Genomic DNA, 20945 nt, shown 5'->3' on the forward strand with positions numbered 1-20945 from the left:
TTACTTCGGAATGGCGCCGTCCACGCCCTGCACGTAGAAGTTCATGCTCATCAGGTCCTTCTCCGGCGCCTTGACGCCGGCCGCGTACTTGATGGCGCCCGATTGATCCTTGATCGGACCAGTGAACGGTGCGAAGGTGCCGGCGGTCAGCGCGGCCTTCTTCTCTTCAAACGCCTTGGCCGCATCGGCCGGCACCACTGCGTTCAGCTTCGACATCTTGACCATGCCTTCTTTCAGGCCGCCGTTGTAGGAGCCGGTTTTCCAGGTGCCGGCGATGACGGCTTTGGCGGTGTCGACGTAGTAGCCGGTCCAGTCGTTGGTGGCGGCGGTCAGGTGGGCTTTCGGTGCAAACTTGGACATGTCCGAATCCCAGCCGAAGGCGTACACGCCTTTTTCCTGCGCCACTTGCAGCGTGGCCGGCGAGTCTGTGTTCTGCGCCATCACATCCGCGCCTTGTGCCACCAGGGTTTCCGCAGCCTGGCGTTCTTTTGCCGGGTCGTACCACGAGTTCACCCAAATCACCTTGGTCTTGATTTTCGGGTTGACGCTTTGTGCGCCGAGCGTGAAGGCGTTGATGTTGCGGATCACTTCAGGCACCGGGAACGAGGCGATGAAGCCCAGCGTGTTCGACTTGGTCATCTTGCCGGCCAGGATGCCGTCCAGGTAGGCGCCTTCATACAGGCGCGATTCGTACACGCCCATGTTCTTGCCGGTCTTGAAGCCGGTGGCATGCAGGAACACCACGCCCGGCGCGGACTTGGCGACTTTCTCGGTCGGGTTCATGTAGCCGAAGGAGGTGGTGAAAATCAGCTTGTTCCCTTCCGCCACCAGCTTGCGGATCACGCGTTCGGCATCGGCGCCTTCCGGCACGTTTTCCACGTAAGTGGTTTTGACTTTGCCGGCCAATTCCTTTTCCATCGCCAGGCGGGCCTGGTCATGCGCGTAGGTCCAGCCCGCGTCGCCGACCGGGCCGACGTAGACGAAGCCGATCTTCAACGGGTCGGCGGCAAACGACGGTGCGGCGACGAAGGCGGTGGCTGCAGCCAGGGTAGCCAGTACTGTGCGACGATTCATCATACGGTTTCCTTTACGTTGAGAGAGTTAGAAGTGATATTCCGCGCGCACCATCGGCGTCTTGGCGGTGGCGCCAGGCACGGTGCGGTCGGGGTTGCCGAATTTGTTTTTCCAGTACTGGTACTCGATGCCGATCTTGAAGGTGTTCTTCGGCGTGCCCACTGCCTCGCTGATGTCGTACATGATCTGCATGTCGATGTTGGTCTCCGGCGCGGTGCCGCCGCCGAATTCATTGGTGCCCTTGCCAGTGATGAAGTTGGCGTAGCCTTCGAACGACAGCGGAATGCCGACGTTGAATGGAATGCCCCAGGCGCCGGTCAGCATGGCATGCGTTTTGTAGGCGTAGCGCGGCGTAGCCTGGTTGGTGAAGGTGTTGTACGGCGCATTGGATTCCCACAGCGCGAGCAGGCTGATATCGAGGAAGCCCGGTACGTCCATCATCAGCGTCGGGCCGGCGACGACCATGCGTTTCTTGGAGTTGTAGCCGGCGTCGGTTTTGCTGTTGTAGTCAAAGCCGGCGGTGGCGCCAAGGCCGCGCACCGGGCCGAAGGCGTAGCTCTTGTTGAAGATCTTGCCGAAGTCCAGCGTATGGCGATACACCACGTAGGCTTCGTGCGCACCGCTGTTGGAACCTGGCGCCGATGGATCGAGTTCGGACGACATCAGCAGGTCAACGCTGAAGAAGTTCTTGCCGTACTTGTAGCCGGAGACGCTGCTCAGGTTGACGATGTTCTTGGTGATGTCATTGCTGTTGTATGGCTCGGCGAACTTGGTGCCATAACGATAGCTGAGCGAGGTATCGGTCCAGTCGGCGGCTTGCGCGCTGCAAGCTGCAAAGAAGGCGAGAGCAACAGTGGTGCGTACGAGATGTGACATAGGCGAACTCCGGTCGGTGAGGTTTGAAAGCACTTTGTTTGTATCCAATTCGTTTTAGTAATTGGATTCAATCTCGTCTACTTCTTTAGCAATAAGTGGGCCAATGCAAGGCTAACTTTTAAAAACCAGACAGCGCTTCCGCCAGATTCACTTTCTTGTCCTGCTCAGCGAGACGCAGGCGCGCCTCAATCTCCAGCAGATGATGCTCGATCAGATGGGTGGCTTCTTTCACCTTGCCCTTCTCGATCAGCGTGGCCAGATCCTCGTGTTCATCGTTCTCGCACATGGCGCTGCCGGGTGTTTCATACAGCGCGATGATCAGCGAGCAGCGCGATACCAGCTCCGCCATGAAGCGTCGCAGCACATGGTTGCCGGCCAGCTCCGCCAGCAGCAGATGGAACTCGCCGCCCAGTCGTATCCAGCCGGCGCGGTCGCCGCTGCGGCGCGCGGCGTCTTCCGCCGCAATGGCGGCGCGGATTTGCTTCAGCGATTCGGGCGTGGCGTTCTGTATTACCAGTGGCACGATCTCGCGCTCCAGCGCGCGCCGCGCGGCGAAAATCTCGCGCGCTTCCTGCGGCGTGGGGGAGGCGATGACTGCGCCGCGATTGGGCCGCAGCTCGATAATGTGATCGTGCGCCAGCCGTTGCAGCGCCTTGCGCACGATGGTGCGGCTGACGTTATACAGCTCGCAGAAATCCGCCTCGCCGAGGTGGGTGCCGGGCGGCAGGCGGTGGCTCATGACGGCGTTGACCACCGCCTTGTATATGCGCATATCGATGGCGGTGGTACCGCGCTTGGTAGGCATTGAAAGACTCCATATCTGGTTGATACTGTCCGCTATAAAGCAGGAAGCGTGCTAACTCGTATACAAAGCTGGATACATCCTGTGCACGCTTTTGGGATGCATTGCATCCCTCTTTGGTGCAGGACGCCGCCAAAACAGCGCATTGCCCTTGGGGTGGGCGTGGCATGCTAATTGCGTCTGTTCCGGCATCCGATTTGTATACGATGAAGGAAGGCGCCGATGACTGAACCGCGCTTGCAGATGCTGGGCATCTCCAAGATCTATCCCTCGGTGGTGGCCAACGCCGATGTGAACCTGACTGTGATGCCGGGCGAGATCCATGCTGTGCTGGGCGAGAACGGCGCCGGCAAAAGCACGCTAATGAAGATCATCTACGGCGTGGTCAAGCCGGACGACGGTCAGATCATGTGGGAAGGCCGCCAGGTGCATATCCATTCGCCGCACGACGCGCGCAAGCTGGGCATCGGCATGGTGTTCCAGCACTTTGCGCTGTTCGAGACGCTGACGGTGGCCGAGAACATTGCGCTGGCGCTGGACGACAAGGTGTCGCCGGCCGCGCTGGCGCCGCGCATCAAGCAGGTCTCCGAACAATACGGCTTGCCGCTCGATCCACAACGGCGGGTGCACAGCATGTCGGTCGGCGAGCGGCAGCGGGTGGAGATTGTGCGCTGCCTGCTGCAGTCGCCCAAGCTGCTGATCATGGACGAGCCGACGTCGGTGTTGACGCCGGATGCGGTGCTCAAGCTGTTCGAGTCGCTGCGGCGGCTGGCGGCGGAAGGCGTCAGCATCCTGTATATCAGTCACAAGCTCGATGAGATCCAGACGCTGTGCGACAAGGCCACGGTGCTGCGCGCGGGACGCGTTTCCGGCACCGCGCTGCCGAAGCAGGAAAGCGCGAAGTCGCTGGCCGAGCTGATGATCGGCCGCGAACTGCCGGTGTGCGTACACCAGCCGCGCGAGCCGGGCGAGATCCGGCTGTCGCTGGAGCATCTGAATGTAGAGAGCAGCGATCCATTCGGCACGCGGCTGAAGGACATCAACCTGTCGCTGCGCAGCGGCGAGATCGTCGGCATCGCCGGCATTTCCGGCAACGGCCAGCAGCAGCTATTGAAAGTGATTTCCGGCGAACGCACACTGGGCGTGCGCGAAGGGACGCTGCGCCTTGTCACGCGTGACGTAGGCCTGCTGGATGCGGCACAGCGCCGCCAGCTGGGTCTTGGCTTAGTGCCGGAGGAGCGGCTGGGACGCGGCGCCGCGCCGGAATTGTCGCTGGCTGATAACGCGCTGCTGACCGGCTACGTGCCGGCCGCCACCACCGGCATGGTCAAGCGTGGCCTGATACAGCGCGGTGCGGTGCGCGCGTTTGCGCAGCAGGTGATCGAGCGTTTCAAGGTCAAGTGCGGCGGCGCGCAGTCGGCGGCGGCCAGTCTGTCCGGCGGCAACCTGCAAAAGTTCATCGTCGGCCGCGAGATCATGCTGGCGCCGAAGGTGATGGTGTTTGCGCAGCCCACGTGGGGCGTGGACATCGGCGCCGCCATGCTGATACGCCAGGCCATCATCGACATGCGCGACCAGGGCGTGGCGGTACTGGTGCTGTCCGAGGAGCTGGACGAATTGTTCATGATGAGCGACCGCATCGCCGTGCTGGCCGATGGCCGGCTGTCGCGCGCGGTGCCGGCGGAAGCCACTAGCATCAACCAGATCGGCGTGTGGATGAGCGGCGATTTCGATTACCAAGGAGCAGAGCATGTCCCGGCTTGAACGACGTCCCGAACCTTCACGCCGCATGATGCTCGCCTCACCGTTGATTGCGGCGGTGGCGATGCTGTTTACCGGCTCGCTGCTGTTCTTCTTTATCGGCCAGGCGCCGCTGCATGCGTTCTACGTTTACTTCGTCAAGCCGTGTACCACGTTGTACAGCGTGGGCGAACTGCTGCTGAAGGCGACGCCGCTGATCCTGTGTGGCGTGGGCCTGGCGATCGGCTTCCGCGCCAACGTCAACAACATCGGCGCCGACGGCCAGCTGACCATCGGCGCGATTTGCGCCGGTGCGGTGGCGCTGTATTTCGACGAGGTGCAGGCGTGGTGGGTGCTGCCGCTGATGCTGCTGGCCGGCGCGCTGGGCGGCATGCTGTGGGCGGCGATTCCGGCGCTGCTGCGTACGCGCTTCAACACCAGCGAGATTCTCGTCAGCCTGATGCTGGTCTACGTGGCGTATCACTTGCTCAGCTATCTGGTGCACGGGCCGATGCGCGATCCGGCCGGCTTCAACTTCCCGCAGTCGAAGATGTTCAGCGAGTCGGCTACCTTGCCGCTGCTGGTGGAAGGCTTGCGCGTCAACGCGGCTTTCATCCTGTCGCTGCTGGCGGCGGGGGCGGCGTGGTTCTTCTGCAAGCACACGTTTGCCGGCTACCGCATGCAGGTCAGCGGCATGGCGCCGGCGGCGGCGCTGTACGCCGGCTTCAGCGAGCCGCGCAATGTGTGGCTGGCGTTTATGGTCAGCGGCGCGCTGGCCGGCATCGCCGGCGTGGGTGAAGTGGCGGGGCCGCTGGGGCAGCTGCAGCCGTCGGTGTCGCCGGGCTATGGCTTCGCCGCGATCATCGTCGCGTATGTGGGGCGCTTGCATCCGCTCGGCGTGGTGCTGTCGGCGGTGCTGATGTCGCTGCTGTACATCGGCGGCGAGACGGCGCAGATCGAGTTGCAGACGCCGTCCGCCATCACCGGCATCTTCCAGGGACTGCTGCTGTTTTATCTGCTGGCGGCGGACCTGTTCATTCACTATCGTATCAAGCCGCACAAGCGTGTGGCGGGAGTGCCGGCATGATGACCACTGAATTGTTGATCGCTTTCCTCGCCAGCACCGCCGGCGCGGCCACGCCGCTGGTGGTGGCGTCGATGGGCGAGCTGGTGACGGAGCGTTCCGGCGTGCTCAATCTGGGCATGGAGGGCATGATGCTGATCGGCGCGGTGGTCGGCTTCGGCGTCACGCTGGGCACCGGCAGCATGGCCGCCGGCTTGCTGGCGGCGGCGGCGGCGGGCATGTTGATGTCGCTGATCTTCGGCTTCCTGGTGCTGACGCTGCAAACCAACCAGGTAGCCACCGGCCTGGCGCTAACCTTGTTCGGCATCGGCGCATCGGCCTTCATCGGCCAGGGTTTCGTCGGCCAGACGGTGGCGCCGATGCCGCACCTGCATTTTCCGCTGCTGTCCGAACTGCCGTTTGTCGGGCCGCTGCTGTTCCGCTTTGATGCGATGGTGTATGCGTCGGTGGCGCTGGTGGTGGCGATCGGCTGGATGCTGGCGCGCACGCGGCTGGGCCTGATCATCCGCGCGGTGGGCGAGTCGCCGCACAGCGCGCACGCAATCGGCTTTCCGGTGATCGGCCTGCGTTATGGCACCGTGCTGTTTGGCGGCGCGCTGGCGGGACTGGGCGGCGCCTACCTGTCGCTGGCGCTAACGCCGATGTGGGTCGAGGGCATGACGGCAGGGCGGGGCTGGATCGCGCTGGCGCAGGTGGTGTTCGCGACGTGGAAGCCGCGCGGCGTGCTGGTCGGCGCGTATCTGTTCGGCGGCGTGACCATGCTGCAGTTCCACGGGCAGGGCATGGGGCTGGCGATTCCGTCGGAGTTCCTGTCGATGCTGCCATACCTCGCCACTATCGTGGTGCTAGTGATTATCTGCCGCAATCCGCAGACAATCTTGCTGAATAAGCCAATGTCTCTGGGGCAGAATTTCAAACCTGACTAGATTGCCTGTTGTATCGTTGCACAAAAAATCGCATTGCGACAATTGGTGACTTTCGTCGCGCCAGAAACCACTATTCTGTGTACACAGGCCCATTGCGTGCCTGTGGCGCTCCCCAGCCCCCGGTTCGCCTCTACTGATACTGATCCCATAAAAGCAAGTAAAGGAACCGTCATGCGAGTAAACAGCCCGGTTACGTCCAACGAATACGTCATGGACGATGGCAAGACCATCGTCTCCAGTACCGATTTGCAGGGCAATATCAATTACGCCAATCCGTACTTCATTGAAGTCAGCGGCTTCACGGAAGAGGAGTTGATGGGCGCGCCGCAAAACATCGTGCGTCATCCGGACATGCCGGTCGAAGCCTTCGCCGACCTGTGGGCCACCATCAAGGATGGCATGCCGTGGACCGGGCTGGTGAAGAACCGCTGCAAGAACGGCGACTTCTACTGGGTGCTGGCCAACGTCACCCCGGTGATCGAGAACGGCAAGCCGGTCGGCTATCTGTCGGTGCGCACCAAGCCGTCGCGCGAGCAGGTGCGCGAGACCGATGCGGCGTACCGCGAAATCAAGAATGGCAATCCACGCAAGCTGCGCATCGTCAAGGGCCGCGCGGTATCGACCGGGGTGCTGGCGCAGCTCAAGGCGTTGACCACGACGTCGCTGTCGGCGCAGATCGGCGCCGCCACCGCGCTGCTGGTCGGCGTGCTGGGCGTGCTGGCGCTGATGCTGCTGGTGATGGACGACGCCACCGCCGCCAAGGCGCATGGCTGGCTGGGCGGCGCCGCCATCGTCGCCATGCTTGGCATGCTGGCGTTCGGCCGCAACCTGTATGTCAACGTGGCGCTGCCGCTGCGGCAAGCCACCAAGGCGGCGCGCATGATGGCCGGCGGCGACCTGACCGCCACCATCGACATCCAGCGCGACGATGAAGTGGGGCAGCTGCTGGCGGCGCTGCGCCAGACCAATATCAACCTGCACAGCATCATCGGCGACGTACGCGCCAACTTTGACCAGATCTCGCTGGCCACCGACGAGATTGCCGATGGCAATATGGATTTGTCGGGCCGCACCGAATCGCAGGCGTCCAGCCTGCAGCAGACGGCGTCCAGCATGGAGCAGCTGACCGCCACTGTTCAGCAGAGCGCCACCAATGTCGCCAGCGCCAACGAACTGGCCGAGCGCGCGCGCGAAGTGGCGACACAGGGCGGCAGCATCGTTTCGCAGGTGGTGACGACCATGGGCGACATCAGCGCCTCGTCCAACAAGATCCTCGACATCATCGGCCTGATCGACGGCATCGCGTTCCAGACCAATATCCTGGCCCTGAATGCGGCGGTGGAGGCGGCGCGCGCCGGCGAGCAGGGACGCGGCTTTGCGGTGGTGGCCAGCGAGGTGCGCGGGCTGGCGCAGCGTTCGGCCACGGCGGCCAAGGAGATCAAGGAACTGATCGATACGTCGATCCAGAAGGTGCAGGCCGGCACCACGCTGACCAACAACGCCGGCGTCACCATGAACCAGGTGATCGAGTCGGTGTGCCGCGTGTCGCAGGTGATGGGCGAGATTTCCAACTCCACGCGTGAACAGAGTTCGGGCATCGGCCAGGTCAACGAGGCGGTGATCAAGATCGACGACATCACGCAGCAGAACGCGGCGCTGGTGGAGCAGGCCGCCGCTGCCGCCGGCAACCTGGCGCAGCAGGCGCGCTGCGTGTCGCAGGCGATGGCGGTGTTCAAGCTGCAGCAGTTGCCGGGCGGCGCGCGCGGCGCCCGGCCGGTGGGCGGACAGCCGTCGCGGCCGCAGGTCAACAGCAAGCCCCAGTTGCGGCTGCCCGCTTGATATCATGTTGCCTTTAATGGGCAACATGGATGGCAGGCATGAAGGTGACGCTGGCAGGGCAGGGATGGACCTTTGAGGCGGCGGCACCGGATACGTTGCTGCAGGCGGCCGACCGCGCCGGCATCCGCCTGCCCAGCTCGTGCCGTAACGGCACCTGCCGCACCTGCATCTGCCAGGCCACCAGCGGCAAGGTGCGCTACAAGATCGACTGGCCGGGCCTGAGCCCGGACGAAAAACGCGAGGGCTACATCCTGCCCTGCGTGGCCATCGCCGAGACCGACCTGGTCATTCTGGCGCCCGCCGCCGGTAAGCTCCCGGTCCTACCCCGTACTGACGCTTGAAGGCGCGGTTGAACGCCGCCTCCGACTGATATCCCACTGCTTCACCGACCACGCCGGCCGGCTGGCCATCATCCAGCAGGCGGGCGGCGCGCGCCATACGCAGTTGCGCCAGCACGTCGGCCGGCGTGGCGTTGGCGGCCTGCTTGAACAGACGGGCGAAGGTGGCGCGCGACATGTGGCTGGTGTCGGCCAGCTGTTCCAGCGTCCACGGCTTTTCCGGCGCGGTCAGCATGCCGTTGAGGGCGGCTTGCAAGCGGCGCTCGGCCAGTACGCCGAACAGGCCGGGCACCGCCAGCGCCTGCTCCAGCCAGGTGCGGATCAGCAGAGCGAACAGGGCCGAGGCCAGCTGACGGATGATGGCTGCCGAGCCGCCGCGCGGCGTTTCCGCCTCTTCTTGCAGCATGCGCAGCAGGTGACGCAGGCTTTGCGCGTCCGGGCGGCCGGCGGTGTGCACCACCAGCACCTCCGGCAAGGCCGCCAATAGACCGGCGCTGCCGTGGGCATCGAAGCGGAATTCGCCGCACAGGATGTCGGTCTGCGGGCCGTCACCGTCGTTGGCCAGGGAACGCAGCACGCCGGGCGCGCTGTGCGGGGCCGACGCGTGCTGCGGATCGCCGATGTGCAGCCGGTGGGCGCGGCCATGCGGGAAGACGATGATGTCGCCGGTTTGCAGCGTCTGGCCTTCGGCCTGCGCTTCGCCGCGCACGATCAGGTGGTAGGGAGCAACGCCGCGTGGCGTGCCTTCGTGGTCCAGTACCCATGGCGCGCCAAAGCGGCAGCGCACGTCGAGCGCGGTGCGCACGGGGTACAGGGAGAGCAGGTGGCTGAGAGGGTCCATAAGTAAGTGCTGAGACGATAGAGCAAATTATAGAGCATTTGAGGTATTCAGCATCGCAGACGAACGGCCTAAACTGTTTCTCATACCAACCGACTTTGAAAGGAAACACATCATGTCCCGCCTGTTCACCCAACCCGTCTCGGAAGCCACCGGCCAAGCTGCGCAACTGTTCACCGCCATCAAGGGCGCGATCGGCAAGGTGCCGAATGCCTATGCAGCTGTCGGCAGCAACAGCCCGGTAGCGCTGGAAGCCGCGTTAAACCTGGATGGCGCGCTGCGCAAAGGCAGCCTGAGCGCGAAGGAAATCGAAGTGGTCAAGCTGGCCGTCAGCCAGGATGCCCAGTGTGACTACTGCCTGGCCGCGCACACGCTGATGGGCGGCAAGGCCGGCCTGAGCGCTGACGCCATCAAGGCCGTGCGTTACGGCCAGGACAGCGGCGACGCGCGCCTGAACGCGCTGGCTACCTTTGTGCACAGCGTGGTGACCACCAGCGGCGACGTGCCGGCCGAGGTGGTGGCGGCGGTCAAGGCAGCCGGCTACAGCGACACGCAGATCGTCGATACGCTGCTGGCGATCACGTCGATTACGTTCACCAACCTGTTCAACCGGGTCAACGTGACTGACATCGACTTCCCGCGCGCCGCTTAATTGTCCTGCGTAGTCATTCCGGCGCAGGCCGGAATCCATAGACCGCATGCGCTTACGCAAAGCACGCGTTCCATGGGTTCCGGCCTCCGCCGCAACGACGGGCGTGGCTTAATCTTCGCCGGGTTTGCGGAGGCGCTGCAGGAGCGCCTCCGTGGTCTCGCTGAGCGGCACGCCGTGCCGTCTCAGCAGCTGGATATTCAGCACCATGTTTTCCAGCACCAGCTTGGCCGCCACGGCCAGCAGCGTCAGGTGTTTGTCTTCGTCGCTGAAGCTTTCCATCGCATCGGCCATCTCGCACAGATGGTTGGAGATCAGTCCGCGCAGATCGTGTTCTTCAAAGGGCAGGTCGGCGAAGTCGATCGGATCTTCCTTCTCCACTTCCTGCATCAGCAGTTCCAGTTCTTGCGGCGTAATCGACATGCAGGACTCCGTTGGTTGAGGCAATTTCATTTTAGCGCCAATCGGCATAGAATCAGTGCGCATGGCGCATCTCATCTTCACACAACAGTTAGGGCGCTTCATGACCGTGCCGCAGGTGGAGACCCAGGCGGCCGATCTGCGCGGCGCCCTGGACGCGTGCTTTGCCGACCACCCGCGGCTGCGCGGCTACGTGCTCGACGAGCAGGGACACCTGCGCGAGAACGTGGCGATCTTCATCGACGGCCGGCGCGCGCGCGATCCGCGCCGGCTGGATGATGCGCTGGCGCCCCAATCCCAAGTCTATATTCTGCAAGCTTTGTCAGGAGGCTGACCATGTCCGACCGTGCCTACTTCGCCACCCGCAAGGGTCTGTTTGAAGCCTACCGCACGCATGAGGCGTGGCGGCTGGACCAGCAGCATTTCCTCGGCGACCCGGTGTCGATGGTGCTGCCGGACCGGCGCGACGGCACGCTGTACGCGGCGCTCAACCTCGGCCACTTCGGCGCCAAGCTGCACCGGCGCGACGCCGGCGGCGCCGACTGGGTCGAGGTGGCGGCGCCGGCCTTTCCCGAAAAGCCGGCCGGCAGCAGCGATCCGGTGGAGTGGAAAGTGCGCATGATCTGGTCGCTGGCGGCGGGCGGGCCGGACCAGCCGGGCGTTCTGTGGGCCGGTACCTTGCCGGGCGGCCTGTTTCGCTCGCAGGATCGGGGCGACAGCTGGCAACTGGTGGATGGCCTGTGGAACGTGCCGGAGCGCGCGCAGTGGATGGGCGGCGGCTACGATGTGCCGGGCATCCACAGCATCTGCGTCGATCCGCGTGACAGCCAGTCGGTGCTGGTGGGGGTGTCCTGCGGCGGCGCCTGGCTGACCGAGGATGGCGGCGCCAGCTGGTCGCTGCGCGCCAGGGGCATGGTAGCCAGCTATATGCCGCCCGAGTTGCAGGAGGTGCAGGCGATCCAGGACCCGCACTGCATCGTGCGCTGTGCGGGCGAGCCGGACAAGCTGTGGTGCCAGCATCACAACGGCATCTGGCGCAGCGTCGACAATGGCGCGCTGTGGACCGAGGTAAAGCCGGCGGCGCCGGTGTCGAATTTCGGTTTCGTCACCGCCGTGCATCCGCGCGATGGCGAGACGGCGTGGTTTGTGCCGGCCGAGGCGGACAGCAAGCGGATTCCGCCGCACGGTTCGCTGGCGGTCACGCGCACCATGGATGGCGGCCGGCACTTTACCGCCTGGCGCGGCGGCTTGCCGCATGAGCATTGCTATGACCTGGTGTACCGGCATGGGCTGGCGGTCAGCGACGACGGCCAGATTCTGCTGATGGGCTCGACTACCGGCGGCGCCTGGGTGTCGGAAGATGGTGGCGGGCAGTGGCAGACGATTTCTACCCATCTGCCGCCGATTTACTCGGTGGCGTTCGCCTAGTCTTTAACCTGCATAAGCCAGGAACATCTCGACGGTGGTTTCGACCACCTGGCGTTGCGTTTTCTCGTCCAATGGCGGCTGGTTAAGCGTCACTTGCGGCCAGAAGGCGAAGGTTTTCAAATTCCCCTGCAACATTTGCGAGGCCAGCACCGGATCGGCGCGGGTCAGCTTGCCGTCGGCCTGCGCGGCGCGCAGCCAGGTGGTGACGGCTTCTTCCTTCACGCTCAGCCGCGCCACCATTTCCTGCGCCCGCTCGGGCGAGTGAATGGCTTCGGCGATGGCCACCCGCGCCAGGTCGAGGAAATAGCCGTCTTGCAGGCCCGCCATCTTCTTGCTCAGCAAATCCAGCAATTGCGTGCGCAGCGGTTTTGCCGGGTCGTAGGGCGGCGGCGGCATCGACGCGATACTGGTCCACAACTCATGCAATATTTGCGCGAACAGTTCGTCTTTACTGGGGAAGTGGTTGTAAACGGTGCGCTTGGAAACCCCGGCCGAGGCGGCGATCTTGTCCATGCTGGTGGATTCGAAGCCGGTCGAACGGAACTGGGCGATGGCGGCATCGACAATCGCCTGGCGTTTGCGGTCGGTAAGTTTGAGGGGCGCGTTCATGGCTTTATTTTACACCGGCTAGTTTACTTTTCAAAAAATCGGAACTACACTGTGTAGTGTACATTTTAATTCGCAGGAGTGCCATCATGACGTTTCCATCTGCCGTAGATAGCCTGGACAACCTGTCCGTGCCGAGTGCGCCGCGTGCGCGTAACGGCCGTTTCCGCAATCCGGTCAAGATGCACAAGATGGGCTTCTTCAAGACGCTGGGCATCATGCTGCGCTTTGCTTTCGACAAGCCGAAAGACACGGTGCCCACACTCCCGATTCCCGTTCACGCGATCACGCAGCAGCAATTATTGGCTGCTCCGGATCGCAGCCTGTTCCGTCTCGGTCACTCGACGGTGCTGCTCAAGCTCAATGGCAACTTCTGGTTGACCGACCCGGTGTTTTCCGAGCGCGCATCGCCGGTGCAGTGGGCCGGGCCGCAGCGTTTCCACCAGCCGCCGATCAGCATCGACGACCTGCCGCCGATCAAGGGCGTGATCCTGTCGCATGACCACTACGACCATCTGGACTATGCGGCGGTGAAAAAGCTGGCCGGCAAGACCGAGCATTTCATCACCACGCTGGGCGTGGGCGACCGTTTGATCTCGTGGGGCATCCCAGCCAAGAAGGTGCAGCAGCTGAGCTGGTGGCAGAGTACCTATGTAGCCGGCCTGAAACTGGTGGCGACCCCGGCGCAGCATTTCTCCGGCCGCGGCATGGGCGACCGCAACAAGACGCTGTGGGCGTCGTTTGTGATTGAAGACCGCGATGTCCGGATCTTTTTCAGTGGCGATAGCGGCTATTTCGACGGTTTTAAGGAAATCGGCCGTCGTTACGGCCCATTCGACCTGACCATGGTGGAAACCGGCGCCTACGATCCGCAATGGCCGGACGTGCATATGCAACCCGAGGAATCCTTGCAGGCGCACATCGATTTGCAGGGCAAGGTGCTGCTGCCGATTCATAACGGCACCTTCGATCTGTCGCTGCATGCCTGGCACGATCCGTTCGACCGCATCACCCAACTGGCCGAAGAGCGCCGCTTGCCGATCGCCACGCCGGAAATCGGTCTGGCGCTGGATATCTTGCAGCCGCAGGCGGAAACCAAATGGTGGGAACCGCTGGCGCAGCAGGAAGCCGCGCTCGAGGCGGCGCGCGCCTGATCAGGCGGTAACGTTGACGAACTTGCCGATGGTCTGCCCGAGCGTATTGACCTGAGGCTTGGGCGCCACCAGATCCGCCGGCAGTTGCTGCTCGGCGCGCGGCGGGTTTTCGATGGCGCTGGTGAGATTCACCGTGCGCAGCGGCTTTTGCGTTGCTTGCGCGGCCTGGTTGCTGTCGCGTTGATTGTCGGACAGCGTCTGCTTGTCCTTGTTGAGTTGATCGCGGCTGGCGTCCAGCCGGTCGGCGTCCTCGCTCACACGCACCTGATCACGCTGTACTTGCCTTTCAGCCTGGACAACCGATGCTTGCAGCGCGTTGATGGAGGACAGTGAAGCCACGTTTGTTTTCGCTTATGCACAAGACGGACACGTTTCTTGTAGATTAGACCATGAAAATAAAAAAGGCAAGGCCAACATCGCCTTGCCTGAAGAGGGACATTACCTGATCAGAAGCGGTACAGAAGCGACGCTTCCCAGGTGCGGCCGAACAGTGGACGCGCGTTGATCGGGCCGCTGCCGCCGGTGGTCAGACGCGAGTTGCCTTCGGTCAGGCCGAGCTCGTTGTTGAGGTTGGTGCCAGCCAGGCGTACTTCGATTTTGTCACCCAGCGAGAACAGCACGCCCGCGTCGATGGTGCGGTAGGACGGCAGGTATTGCGTGTTCAACTGATCCGCCCAGCGCTCGCCGATCGAGGTGTAGGTCGCGTACAGCTTGGCCGAGTTGCCGTCGCCGAAAGGAATGCGGTAGGTCGGCGTGAAGCGGAACTGCAGCTTCGGCTGGCGCTGCACGACTTTGCCGGCCGTGTCCGGATTGTCCTTGTACTCGGACTTCTGGTAATCGCCGGTCAGCGACAGTTGCAGGTTCTCGATCGGGCGCACCGCCACCTCGAACTCCACGCCGTTGCCTTTGGAGCCGCTGATGCGGTGCAGCTCGGTGCCGTCGGTGAGAATCTGGGTGAACGCGATACCGTCAAAATCGGTGTGGAAGGCGTTGATATACGCGGTGTAGAGCTGCGTTGCCGTCTTGAAGCCGATTTCGTACTGGCTCACTTTCGGCGTCGGCAGCACGCTGCGGTCGTTGGCGGCCGCTTGCGTGCCGGCGCCACGGATATCGTCAAACGACACGAAGGTATGGCCGCGGTTGGCGCGCACGAACACCGAGCTGTTGGCCGCCAGTTTGTAGTTGCCGCCCAGCGTGAAGGAGTTGGCGCTGTCGGTGCGGCTCAGGTAGGTGTTGGAACCGTTCGGCATCGAGGTGCCGTTGTTGTACACCGTCAGCAGGTTGCCATCGGTATCGCCGGAACTCAGGTTGGAGATGGTGCCGCTGATTTTCTGCTGTTCGTGACGGACGCCGGCGTCGACCTTGATCTTGTCGTTAATCTGCCACTCGTCCGAGACGAAACCGGCCGTGTTGCGGCCATCATACGAGGCCACCGGCGCAAAATTGACCGGACCGTCGGTGCCGTTTTTCGACACCACCACGCCGTTGTTCAGGGTGACGTTGATCAGGCTGGCCTGCGGCTGGGCCGTCATCAGATGACTGTTACCCAGATACCAGACGTCATGCGAGGAGTAATCGGCAAAGTAGCCGCCCACGGTCAGCGTATTGCCTTTGAACAGTTCCTTGCTGACGTGCAGCTCGTCGGTGAACGATTTCAGCTTTTTTTCCACCGCCCACAGGCCGGCCTGCACCACCTGCTGGTTGCCGGCCACCGCGCCGCCGTGCACATACGATGCCGTGCCCGAGGTCGCCACGCCGCCGGCTGCCGCCACGACTGCCGGGTTGCTGTTGGCCGAAGCAATCGCCTGGCTGATGTAGTCGCTCATCGACAGCGGGTTGTTACCGGTGAACATGGCGATAGTGTTGAGGTCGCCGTCAAAGCGGTTGAACTTGTTCGATACGCTCCAGTCGCCGATCTTCTGGTCGAAGTTGGCGCCGAATACGGTGGCTTTCAGGCCACGGCCATCGCCCAGATCCTTGGTCAGCGTCTTGCCGGGACCGGCTTCGATGGTGAAGTTGCGCATTTCGCCGCTCATCAGCGTGCCGGTCAGCGGATCGAAGCCGGGGAAGGCGCTGATGGTGCGGCCGTTGTTGCTGGAGATTAGCGGTACGCCGGTGTAGAAGGCGTTCTTGTCGTCGGTGCTGCGCGCATACAGGGTCAGCTTGCCCTGGTCGAGGTTGCGGGTCAGCGTGGCGGTGATCTGGTGGCCGTCGTCGGCCGGGAAGCCGGCGTCGCGCACGCCGTCGGTCTTGCGGTAGAAGCCGCCGACCGAGCCGTACCAGCCATCGCTGATCTTGCCGCCGTAGTACATATCGACGCGGCGCAGGCTGCCGGTGCCGGTGGTGAAGCGCACCGTGCCTTCCGGCGTGTCGCTGCCTTCTTTCAGGATGAAGTTCATGGTGGCGCCCGGCTGGCCGTTGGACCAGATGGTCGACGGGCCGCCGCGCAGCACTTCGACGCGCTCGACGGTGTCGTCCAGGCGGAACGCCGACGAGCCTTCAAAGAACGACAAGGTCGGCGGCGGGAAGATCGGGTTGCCCATCATTTGCACCGACACGAACGGCGAATCGGAGCCGGACGGGAAGCCGCGCACCTCGATGTTGGCGCCGGACTGGCCGCCGGTCGATTCGGCATACACGCCCGGCACGATTTTCATGATGTCGGCGGTGCTGCTCGGGGCGGCCTGTTTCAGCTGCTCTTCGTTGGCGGTGGTGATGGAGAAGGCCGAGTCGACCTTGCGCACGCCACGCGCCGAGGCGACGCCGGTCACCACCACTTGCTGGATTTCCTTGGAAACTTCTCTGGACGGTTCGGGGGCGGTGGCTTCTGCGTTCTGGGCCTGGGCGCTCTGGTTGACCAGGATGAGGACGGCGGCCGCAATGGCCGATGGCAGGAACGGGTTTTTCATCGTGTCTCTTCTTTCTTATAGGATGTGTCGTCTCCGGAGACAGCGTTCCGCCATCGCCGATTTAGTCATTGAAACAAGAAATGTTATCGATGTCAATTGAAATGTTATCGATGTCATTTTTCGCGACAAACGAAAATTTTCTGTCATAATGCGTCCGCACTCCCGCTTTTTATACCTATAACAACGATGCCCGCAAAGAAGACTGTAGCCGCTACGCTGACGATGGAAGACCTGGCCAAGCTGGCTGGCGTGTCCAAGATCACCGTGTCGCGGGCATTGCGCGACAGTCCGCTGGTGACGGTCGAGACGCGCGAGAAGATCCGCGCGCTGGCCGAGCAGCAGGGCTATCGGTTGAATGTGAGCGCGCGCAACTTGCGCATGGGCCGCAGTTATTCGGTCGCGGTTGTTGTAGAAATGACACCCGTGCGCGGCCGGCCGATGTCCGATCCGTATCCGCTGGAGCTGTTGGGCGGCATTACGCAGGAGCTGACCACGGCCGGCTACAGTGTTGTTTTAACGTCCAAGCAGTTGATGAACACGGCGCCGGTGATGGGCGCCGACGGCCTGATCCTGCTGGGCCAGGGGTCGCACGGCGAGGCAGTGCGCACGGTGCAGCAGACCGGCATGCCGCTCGTCGTGTGGGGCGCGCCGCAGCCGGGCAGCGACTACATCGTGGTCGGCTCGGACAACCGCAAGGGCGGCATCAGCGCGGCCGAGCGCTTCATCGCGCAGGGCCGGCAGAAGCTGGTGTTCCTGGGCGATGTCGACCACGCCGAGGTGCAGGAACGCTGCGCCGGCTTCATCGACGCCATGGGCGGCGCGGCCATGGTGCACATCATCCGGCCGAAGGCGTTCACCTTCGAGGCCGGCTTTGACAGCATTTCCGCGCTGCTGAAGAAGAAGGGTGCGTCGTTCGACGGCGTGTTTGCCGCCAGCGACTTGCTGGCCATGGGCGCGATCCGCGCGCTGGCCGAGAAGAATTTGCGGGTGCCGGAGAATGTCTCCGTCATCGGCTACGACGATACGCCCGGCGCGGCCAGTTTCGTGCCGCCGCTGACCAGCGTGCACCAGTATCTGCGCGACGGCGGCGTGTTGTTGGCCAAGAAGATGTTGGGCCTGATCGAAGGCCACGCGGTCGCTTCCGAAATGCTGCCGACCACGCTGATGGTACGCCAGACCTAGTTTTTCCCGAAATCGCCAAAAAGACCTCAAAAAACGGCGTATTTTGAAATTCAAACCGCTTTGAATCGCTTTTCTAAGGAATTCGCTGTGCAAGAACACACTTATCCTCTTGAAGCCTGGTGCATCCGCGAGACCAGCTTTGATACCGACTCCCACTTCCTCGATGAGACGCTGTTCGCGCTGGGGAATGGCTATATCGGCCTGCGCGGCACCGGTGAAGAGGGCTACAGCGGTCCGGCCGGCACCTCGCTCGATGGCACCTATCTGAATGGCTTCTACGAATCGGAGCCGATTCAGTATCCAGAAGCGGCGTATGGCCTAGCCAAGGTCAACCAGTTCATGCTGAATGTGCCGAACGCGAAAGGCATCGAGCTGTGGCTGGACGGCGAGCGTTTCGATCTGCTGACCGGCTCCGTGCAGACCTACGAGCGCGTACTGGATTTCCGCACCGGTCTGCTGACGCGTGTGGTGGAGTGGACCTCGCCGCAAGGCCGCAGCGTGCGCGTGTGCAGTCGCCGCCTGGTCAGCTTCGAGAACAAGCATCTGTTCGCGATCGAGTTTGAGGTGACGCCGCTGACCGACATTGATAATCTGCGCCTGGTCTCGGCGCTGGATGGCGCGGTGAAGAATCTGGAAGCGGGCGACGATCCGCGCGTCGGCTCGGCGATTTCCGGCCCGACGCTGCACATGATCGACAGCGAACAGTCGGACAGCTTCGCGGCGCTGGTGCAGAAGACCCACAACAGCGGTTTCACGCTGATCAGCGCCACCGAGTCGGTGCTGAGCGCCGGCCTGCCGGCGGTGACCGCGCAGGAAGGCCAGCGCCTGACACAAAGCTGGACGCTGGCGGCGCGCGCCGGCCAGCCAATCACGCTGACCAAGTACGGCAGCTACTACTCGTCGCGCGACCACGACGCCAAAGAGCTGATGTGGCGCAGCAAGGACACGCTGTCCAGCGCCGCCGCCGCAGGCTTCGACGCGCTGCGCCTGGCGCAGGAACAGTACCTGGCCGACTTCTGGCAGCAGGCCGACGTGCAGATCGCCGGCGACGACGCGCTTCAGCAAGGCATGCACTTCAACCAGTTCCACCTGCTGCAATCGGTGGGCCGCGACGGCAAGACCAATATTTCGGCCAAAGGCGTGACCGGCGAGGGCTACGAAGGCCACTATTTCTGGGATACGGAAATCTACATCTTTCCGTTCTTCCTGTATTCCAAGCCGGAGATCGCACGCAAGCTGCTGGAGTACCGCTACGCCGGCCTGCCGAAAGCGCGTGAGCGCGCGCGCCAGATGTCGCATGACAAAGGCGCGCTGTACCCATGGCGCACCATCGCCGGCGAAGAATGCTCGGCCTACTTCCCGGCCGGCACCGCGCAGTATCACATCAACGCCGATATCGCCTACTCGATCAAGACCTATATGGAAGCGACCAACGATCAGGAATACCTGATCCAGGCCGGCGCCGAGATCGTGATGGAGACGGCGCGCATCTGGACCGGCATCGGTTCGTATGACCGCGAGGGCCGCTTCTGCATCAACCAGGTCACCGGCCCTGATGAATACACGGCGCTGGTCAACAACAACTACTACACCAACGCCATGGCGCAGATGCACCTGAACTTTGCAGCCTCCATCGCCGAGCAGTTACAGGCGGAGGCTCCGGCCGAATTCGCGCGCATCGCCGCCGCCATGGCGCTGGATGCGAACGAGCCGGCCGCGTGGCGCCGCGCCGCGTCGCTGATGAATCTTCCGTACGACGAAGCACTGCAAATCCACGCGCAGGACGACAGCTTCCTGTCCAAGAAGGTGTGGGACTTCGCCAACACGCCGAAGGAGAACTACCCGCTGCTGCTGAATTACCATCCGATGGTGATTTACCGCCATCAGGTCTGCAAGCAGGCGGACGTGGTGCTGGCGACGCTGCTGCTCAGCGACCAGTTCTCGCTGGACGACAAGCGCCGCGACTTCGACTACTACGAGGCGGTGACCACGCACGATTCGTCGCTGTCGACCTGCATTTTCAGCATCATCGCGGCGGAAGTGGGCTATGAAGACAAGGCCTACGACTACTTCATGGAGACTGCGCGCCTCGATCTGGACGACACGCACGGCAACACGCACTACGGCGTTCACACGGCGGCGATGGCCGGCACCTGGATGGGCGTGGCCTACGGCTTCGCCGGCATGCGGGTGGTCGGCGGCGAACTGCACTTCGCGCCGAAGCTGCCGAAGCAGTGGCGGCACTACACCTTCAAGATCCACTTCCGCGGCGCGCTGCTGGAAGTGCACGTGCAACCGGGCCAGGTGGAATATCGCCTGCTGCAAGGCGAGGCGCTGGACTTTACCCATGGCGGCGAAGCGGTCGCGCTGACCCTGTCGCAACCCAAGCAATCGAGGAGTTTGGCATGAGCCGTTTTAAAGCAGTCATATTCGATCTGGATGGCGTGATCACCGATACCGCCCATTACCACTACCTGGCGTGGAAGCAGCTGGCGGAATCGCAGGGCGTGCACTTCGACCATGCATTCAACGAGAACCTGAAGGGCATCGACCGCATGGGTTCTCTGGACCTGATTCTTGCATCGTCGTCGCGCACCTACACGCCGGAAGAGAAGCTGGCGCTGGCCGACGCGAAAAACCTGCATTATCAAGAGCTGATCGCCACCATGTCGTCCAAGGATCTGCTGCCTGGCGCCGTGGAGGCGCTGGACACGGTGCGCCGCGCCGGTTTGCGTATCGGCCTGGCATCGGTTAGCAAGAACGCCTTTACGGTGCTGGAGCGCCTGGGTATCACCGATAAATTCGACTACGTGGTGGATGCCGCCATCATCGCGCGCGGCAAGCCGGACCCGGAGATTTTCCTCAAGGCGGCGCGGGAATTGGGCGTGGCGCCGGCGGATTGTCTCGGCGTCGAAGACGCGGTGGCCGGCGTGGCGTCGATCAAGTCCGCCGGCATGTTCGCTTTGGGAATAGGCCATCCCTTCGTGCTGACCGAAGCGGATGTGGTGATTACGAGTCTCAAAGAATTCAACCTCGCCGCCTATTAACCGTCACTCCCGCGCAGGCGGGAGTCCATAGAA

20 protein-coding genes are annotated in these 20945 nt (G+C 63.0%); 12 read left to right on the top strand and 8 right to left on the bottom strand.

The genetic code is table 11. From position 1 onward, the window contains the following. The 3 genes from GTP55_RS02175 to GTP55_RS02185 form a co-directional block, all read right to left on the bottom strand. Positions 1–1077 carry a BMP family ABC transporter substrate-binding protein gene (locus GTP55_RS02175; protein WP_161043331.1) on the bottom strand — a complete coding sequence of 359 codons (1077 nt, stop codon included), beginning with the start codon at positions 1075–1077 and terminating at the stop codon, positions 1–3. A gap of 24 nt (positions 1078–1101) precedes the next feature. Next, positions 1102–1950: an outer envelope protein gene (locus GTP55_RS02180; protein ID WP_161043332.1), complete on the bottom strand. Its 849-nt coding sequence runs from the start codon at positions 1948–1950 to the stop codon at positions 1102–1104. Positions 1951–2068: 118 nt separating this feature from the next. After that, the gene (locus GTP55_RS02185) at positions 2069–2755 is read right to left on the bottom strand and encodes a GntR family transcriptional regulator (RefSeq protein ID WP_161043333.1); all 687 of its coding nucleotides are present in this window, start codon (positions 2753–2755) and stop codon (positions 2069–2071) included. A gap of 219 nt (positions 2756–2974) precedes the next feature. On the opposite strand from GTP55_RS02185, the gene GTP55_RS02190 reads away from it, so the two are divergent. The 5 genes from GTP55_RS02190 (at position 2975) to GTP55_RS02210 (ending at position 8682) form a co-directional block, all read left to right on the top strand. Beyond that, positions 2975–4516, top strand: coding sequence for an ABC transporter ATP-binding protein (locus GTP55_RS02190; RefSeq protein WP_161043334.1), 1542 nt, complete (start codon positions 2975–2977; stop codon positions 4514–4516). Next, on the top strand, positions 4503–5579 hold the full coding sequence (locus tag GTP55_RS02195) for an ABC transporter permease (RefSeq protein ID WP_229257697.1): 1077 nt from the start codon (positions 4503–4505) through the stop codon (positions 5577–5579). Before GTP55_RS02190 ends, GTP55_RS02195 begins: the two co-directional genes overlap by 14 nt. Next, positions 5576–6502: an ABC transporter permease gene (locus tag GTP55_RS02200; RefSeq protein WP_161043335.1), complete on the top strand. Its 927-nt coding sequence runs from the start codon at positions 5576–5578 to the stop codon at positions 6500–6502. Before GTP55_RS02195 ends, GTP55_RS02200 begins: the two co-directional genes overlap by 4 nt. Before the next feature lie 171 nt (positions 6503–6673). After that, entirely contained in the window at positions 6674–8341 is a 1668-nt protein-coding gene (locus tag GTP55_RS02205; protein WP_161043336.1) for a methyl-accepting chemotaxis protein, read from the top strand. A 29-nt stretch (positions 8342–8370) separates the two neighbouring features. Beyond that, on the top strand, positions 8371–8682 hold the full coding sequence (locus GTP55_RS02210) for a 2Fe-2S iron-sulfur cluster-binding protein (protein ID WP_161043337.1): 312 nt from the start codon (positions 8371–8373) through the stop codon (positions 8680–8682). Here the strand turns inward: GTP55_RS02210 and GTP55_RS02215 are convergent. Continuing rightward, on the bottom strand, positions 8627–9520 hold the full coding sequence (locus GTP55_RS02215) for an AraC family transcriptional regulator (RefSeq protein WP_161043338.1): 894 nt from the start codon (positions 9518–9520) through the stop codon (positions 8627–8629). The two genes, GTP55_RS02210 and GTP55_RS02215, sit on opposite strands and share 56 nt — an antisense overlap. Before the next feature lie 112 nt (positions 9521–9632). Here GTP55_RS02215 and GTP55_RS02220 point away from each other — a divergent pair, with 112 nt between their 5' ends. Next, positions 9633–10169 carry a carboxymuconolactone decarboxylase family protein gene (locus tag GTP55_RS02220; protein WP_161043339.1) on the top strand — a complete coding sequence of 179 codons (537 nt, stop codon included), beginning with the start codon at positions 9633–9635 and terminating at the stop codon, positions 10167–10169. A 108-nt stretch (positions 10170–10277) separates the two neighbouring features. Here the strand turns inward: GTP55_RS02220 and GTP55_RS02225 are convergent, their stop codons facing one another. After that, positions 10278–10589: a hypothetical protein gene (locus tag GTP55_RS02225; protein ID WP_161043414.1), complete on the bottom strand. Its 312-nt coding sequence runs from the start codon at positions 10587–10589 to the stop codon at positions 10278–10280. Between the two features lie 61 nt (positions 10590–10650). On the opposite strand from GTP55_RS02225, the gene GTP55_RS02230 reads away from it, so the two are divergent. Beyond that, positions 10651–10920, top strand: coding sequence for a MoaD/ThiS family protein (locus GTP55_RS02230; protein WP_161043340.1), 270 nt, complete (start codon positions 10651–10653; stop codon positions 10918–10920). Positions 10921–10922: 2 nt separating this feature from the next. After that, positions 10923–12014, top strand: a complete 1092-nt coding sequence (locus GTP55_RS02235; RefSeq protein WP_161043341.1) for a WD40/YVTN/BNR-like repeat-containing protein — start codon at positions 10923–10925, stop codon at positions 12012–12014. Between the two features lie 3 nt (positions 12015–12017). On the opposite strand, the gene GTP55_RS02240 is transcribed toward GTP55_RS02235, so the two are convergent. Then, positions 12018–12623 (bottom strand): TetR/AcrR family transcriptional regulator, encoded by a 606-nt coding sequence (locus GTP55_RS02240; RefSeq protein ID WP_161043342.1) that lies wholly within the window; start codon positions 12621–12623, stop codon positions 12018–12020. Positions 12624–12709: 86 nt separating this feature from the next. Between GTP55_RS02240 and GTP55_RS02245 the strand changes: the two genes are divergently transcribed. Beyond that, positions 12710–13774, top strand: coding sequence for an MBL fold metallo-hydrolase (locus GTP55_RS02245; RefSeq protein ID WP_161043343.1), 1065 nt, complete (start codon positions 12710–12712; stop codon positions 13772–13774). On the opposite strand, the gene GTP55_RS02250 is transcribed toward GTP55_RS02245, so the two are convergent. After that, positions 13775–14113 carry a hypothetical protein gene (locus GTP55_RS02250; RefSeq protein WP_161043344.1) on the bottom strand — a complete coding sequence of 113 codons (339 nt, stop codon included), beginning with the start codon at positions 14111–14113 and terminating at the stop codon, positions 13775–13777. Between the two features lie 107 nt (positions 14114–14220). Beyond that, positions 14221–16683, bottom strand: coding sequence for a TonB-dependent receptor (locus GTP55_RS02255; protein ID WP_161043345.1), 2463 nt, complete (start codon positions 16681–16683; stop codon positions 14221–14223). Between the two features lie 186 nt (positions 16684–16869). Between GTP55_RS02255 and GTP55_RS02260 the strand changes: the two genes are divergently transcribed. The 3 genes from GTP55_RS02260 (at position 16870) to pgmB (ending at position 20912) form a co-directional block, all read left to right on the top strand. Continuing rightward, complete coding sequence (locus tag GTP55_RS02260) at positions 16870–17865, top strand: LacI family DNA-binding transcriptional regulator (RefSeq protein ID WP_161043346.1); 996 nt, start codon at positions 16870–16872, stop codon at positions 17863–17865. An 87-nt stretch (positions 17866–17952) separates the two neighbouring features. Next, a complete protein-coding gene (locus GTP55_RS02265) occupies positions 17953–20274 on the top strand; it encodes a glycoside hydrolase family 65 protein (protein WP_371868274.1) in 2322 nt (773 codons plus the stop codon). Continuing rightward, complete coding sequence (gene pgmB, locus GTP55_RS02270; RefSeq protein WP_161043348.1) at positions 20271–20912, top strand: beta-phosphoglucomutase; 642 nt, start codon at positions 20271–20273, stop codon at positions 20910–20912. The genes GTP55_RS02265 and pgmB overlap by 4 nt, the downstream gene beginning before the upstream one ends. Positions 20913–20945: the final 33 nt, after the last annotated feature.

Source organism: Duganella margarita (assembly GCF_009857535.1).
Lineage (GTDB): Bacteria > Pseudomonadota > Gammaproteobacteria > Burkholderiales > Burkholderiaceae_D > Rugamonas > Rugamonas margarita.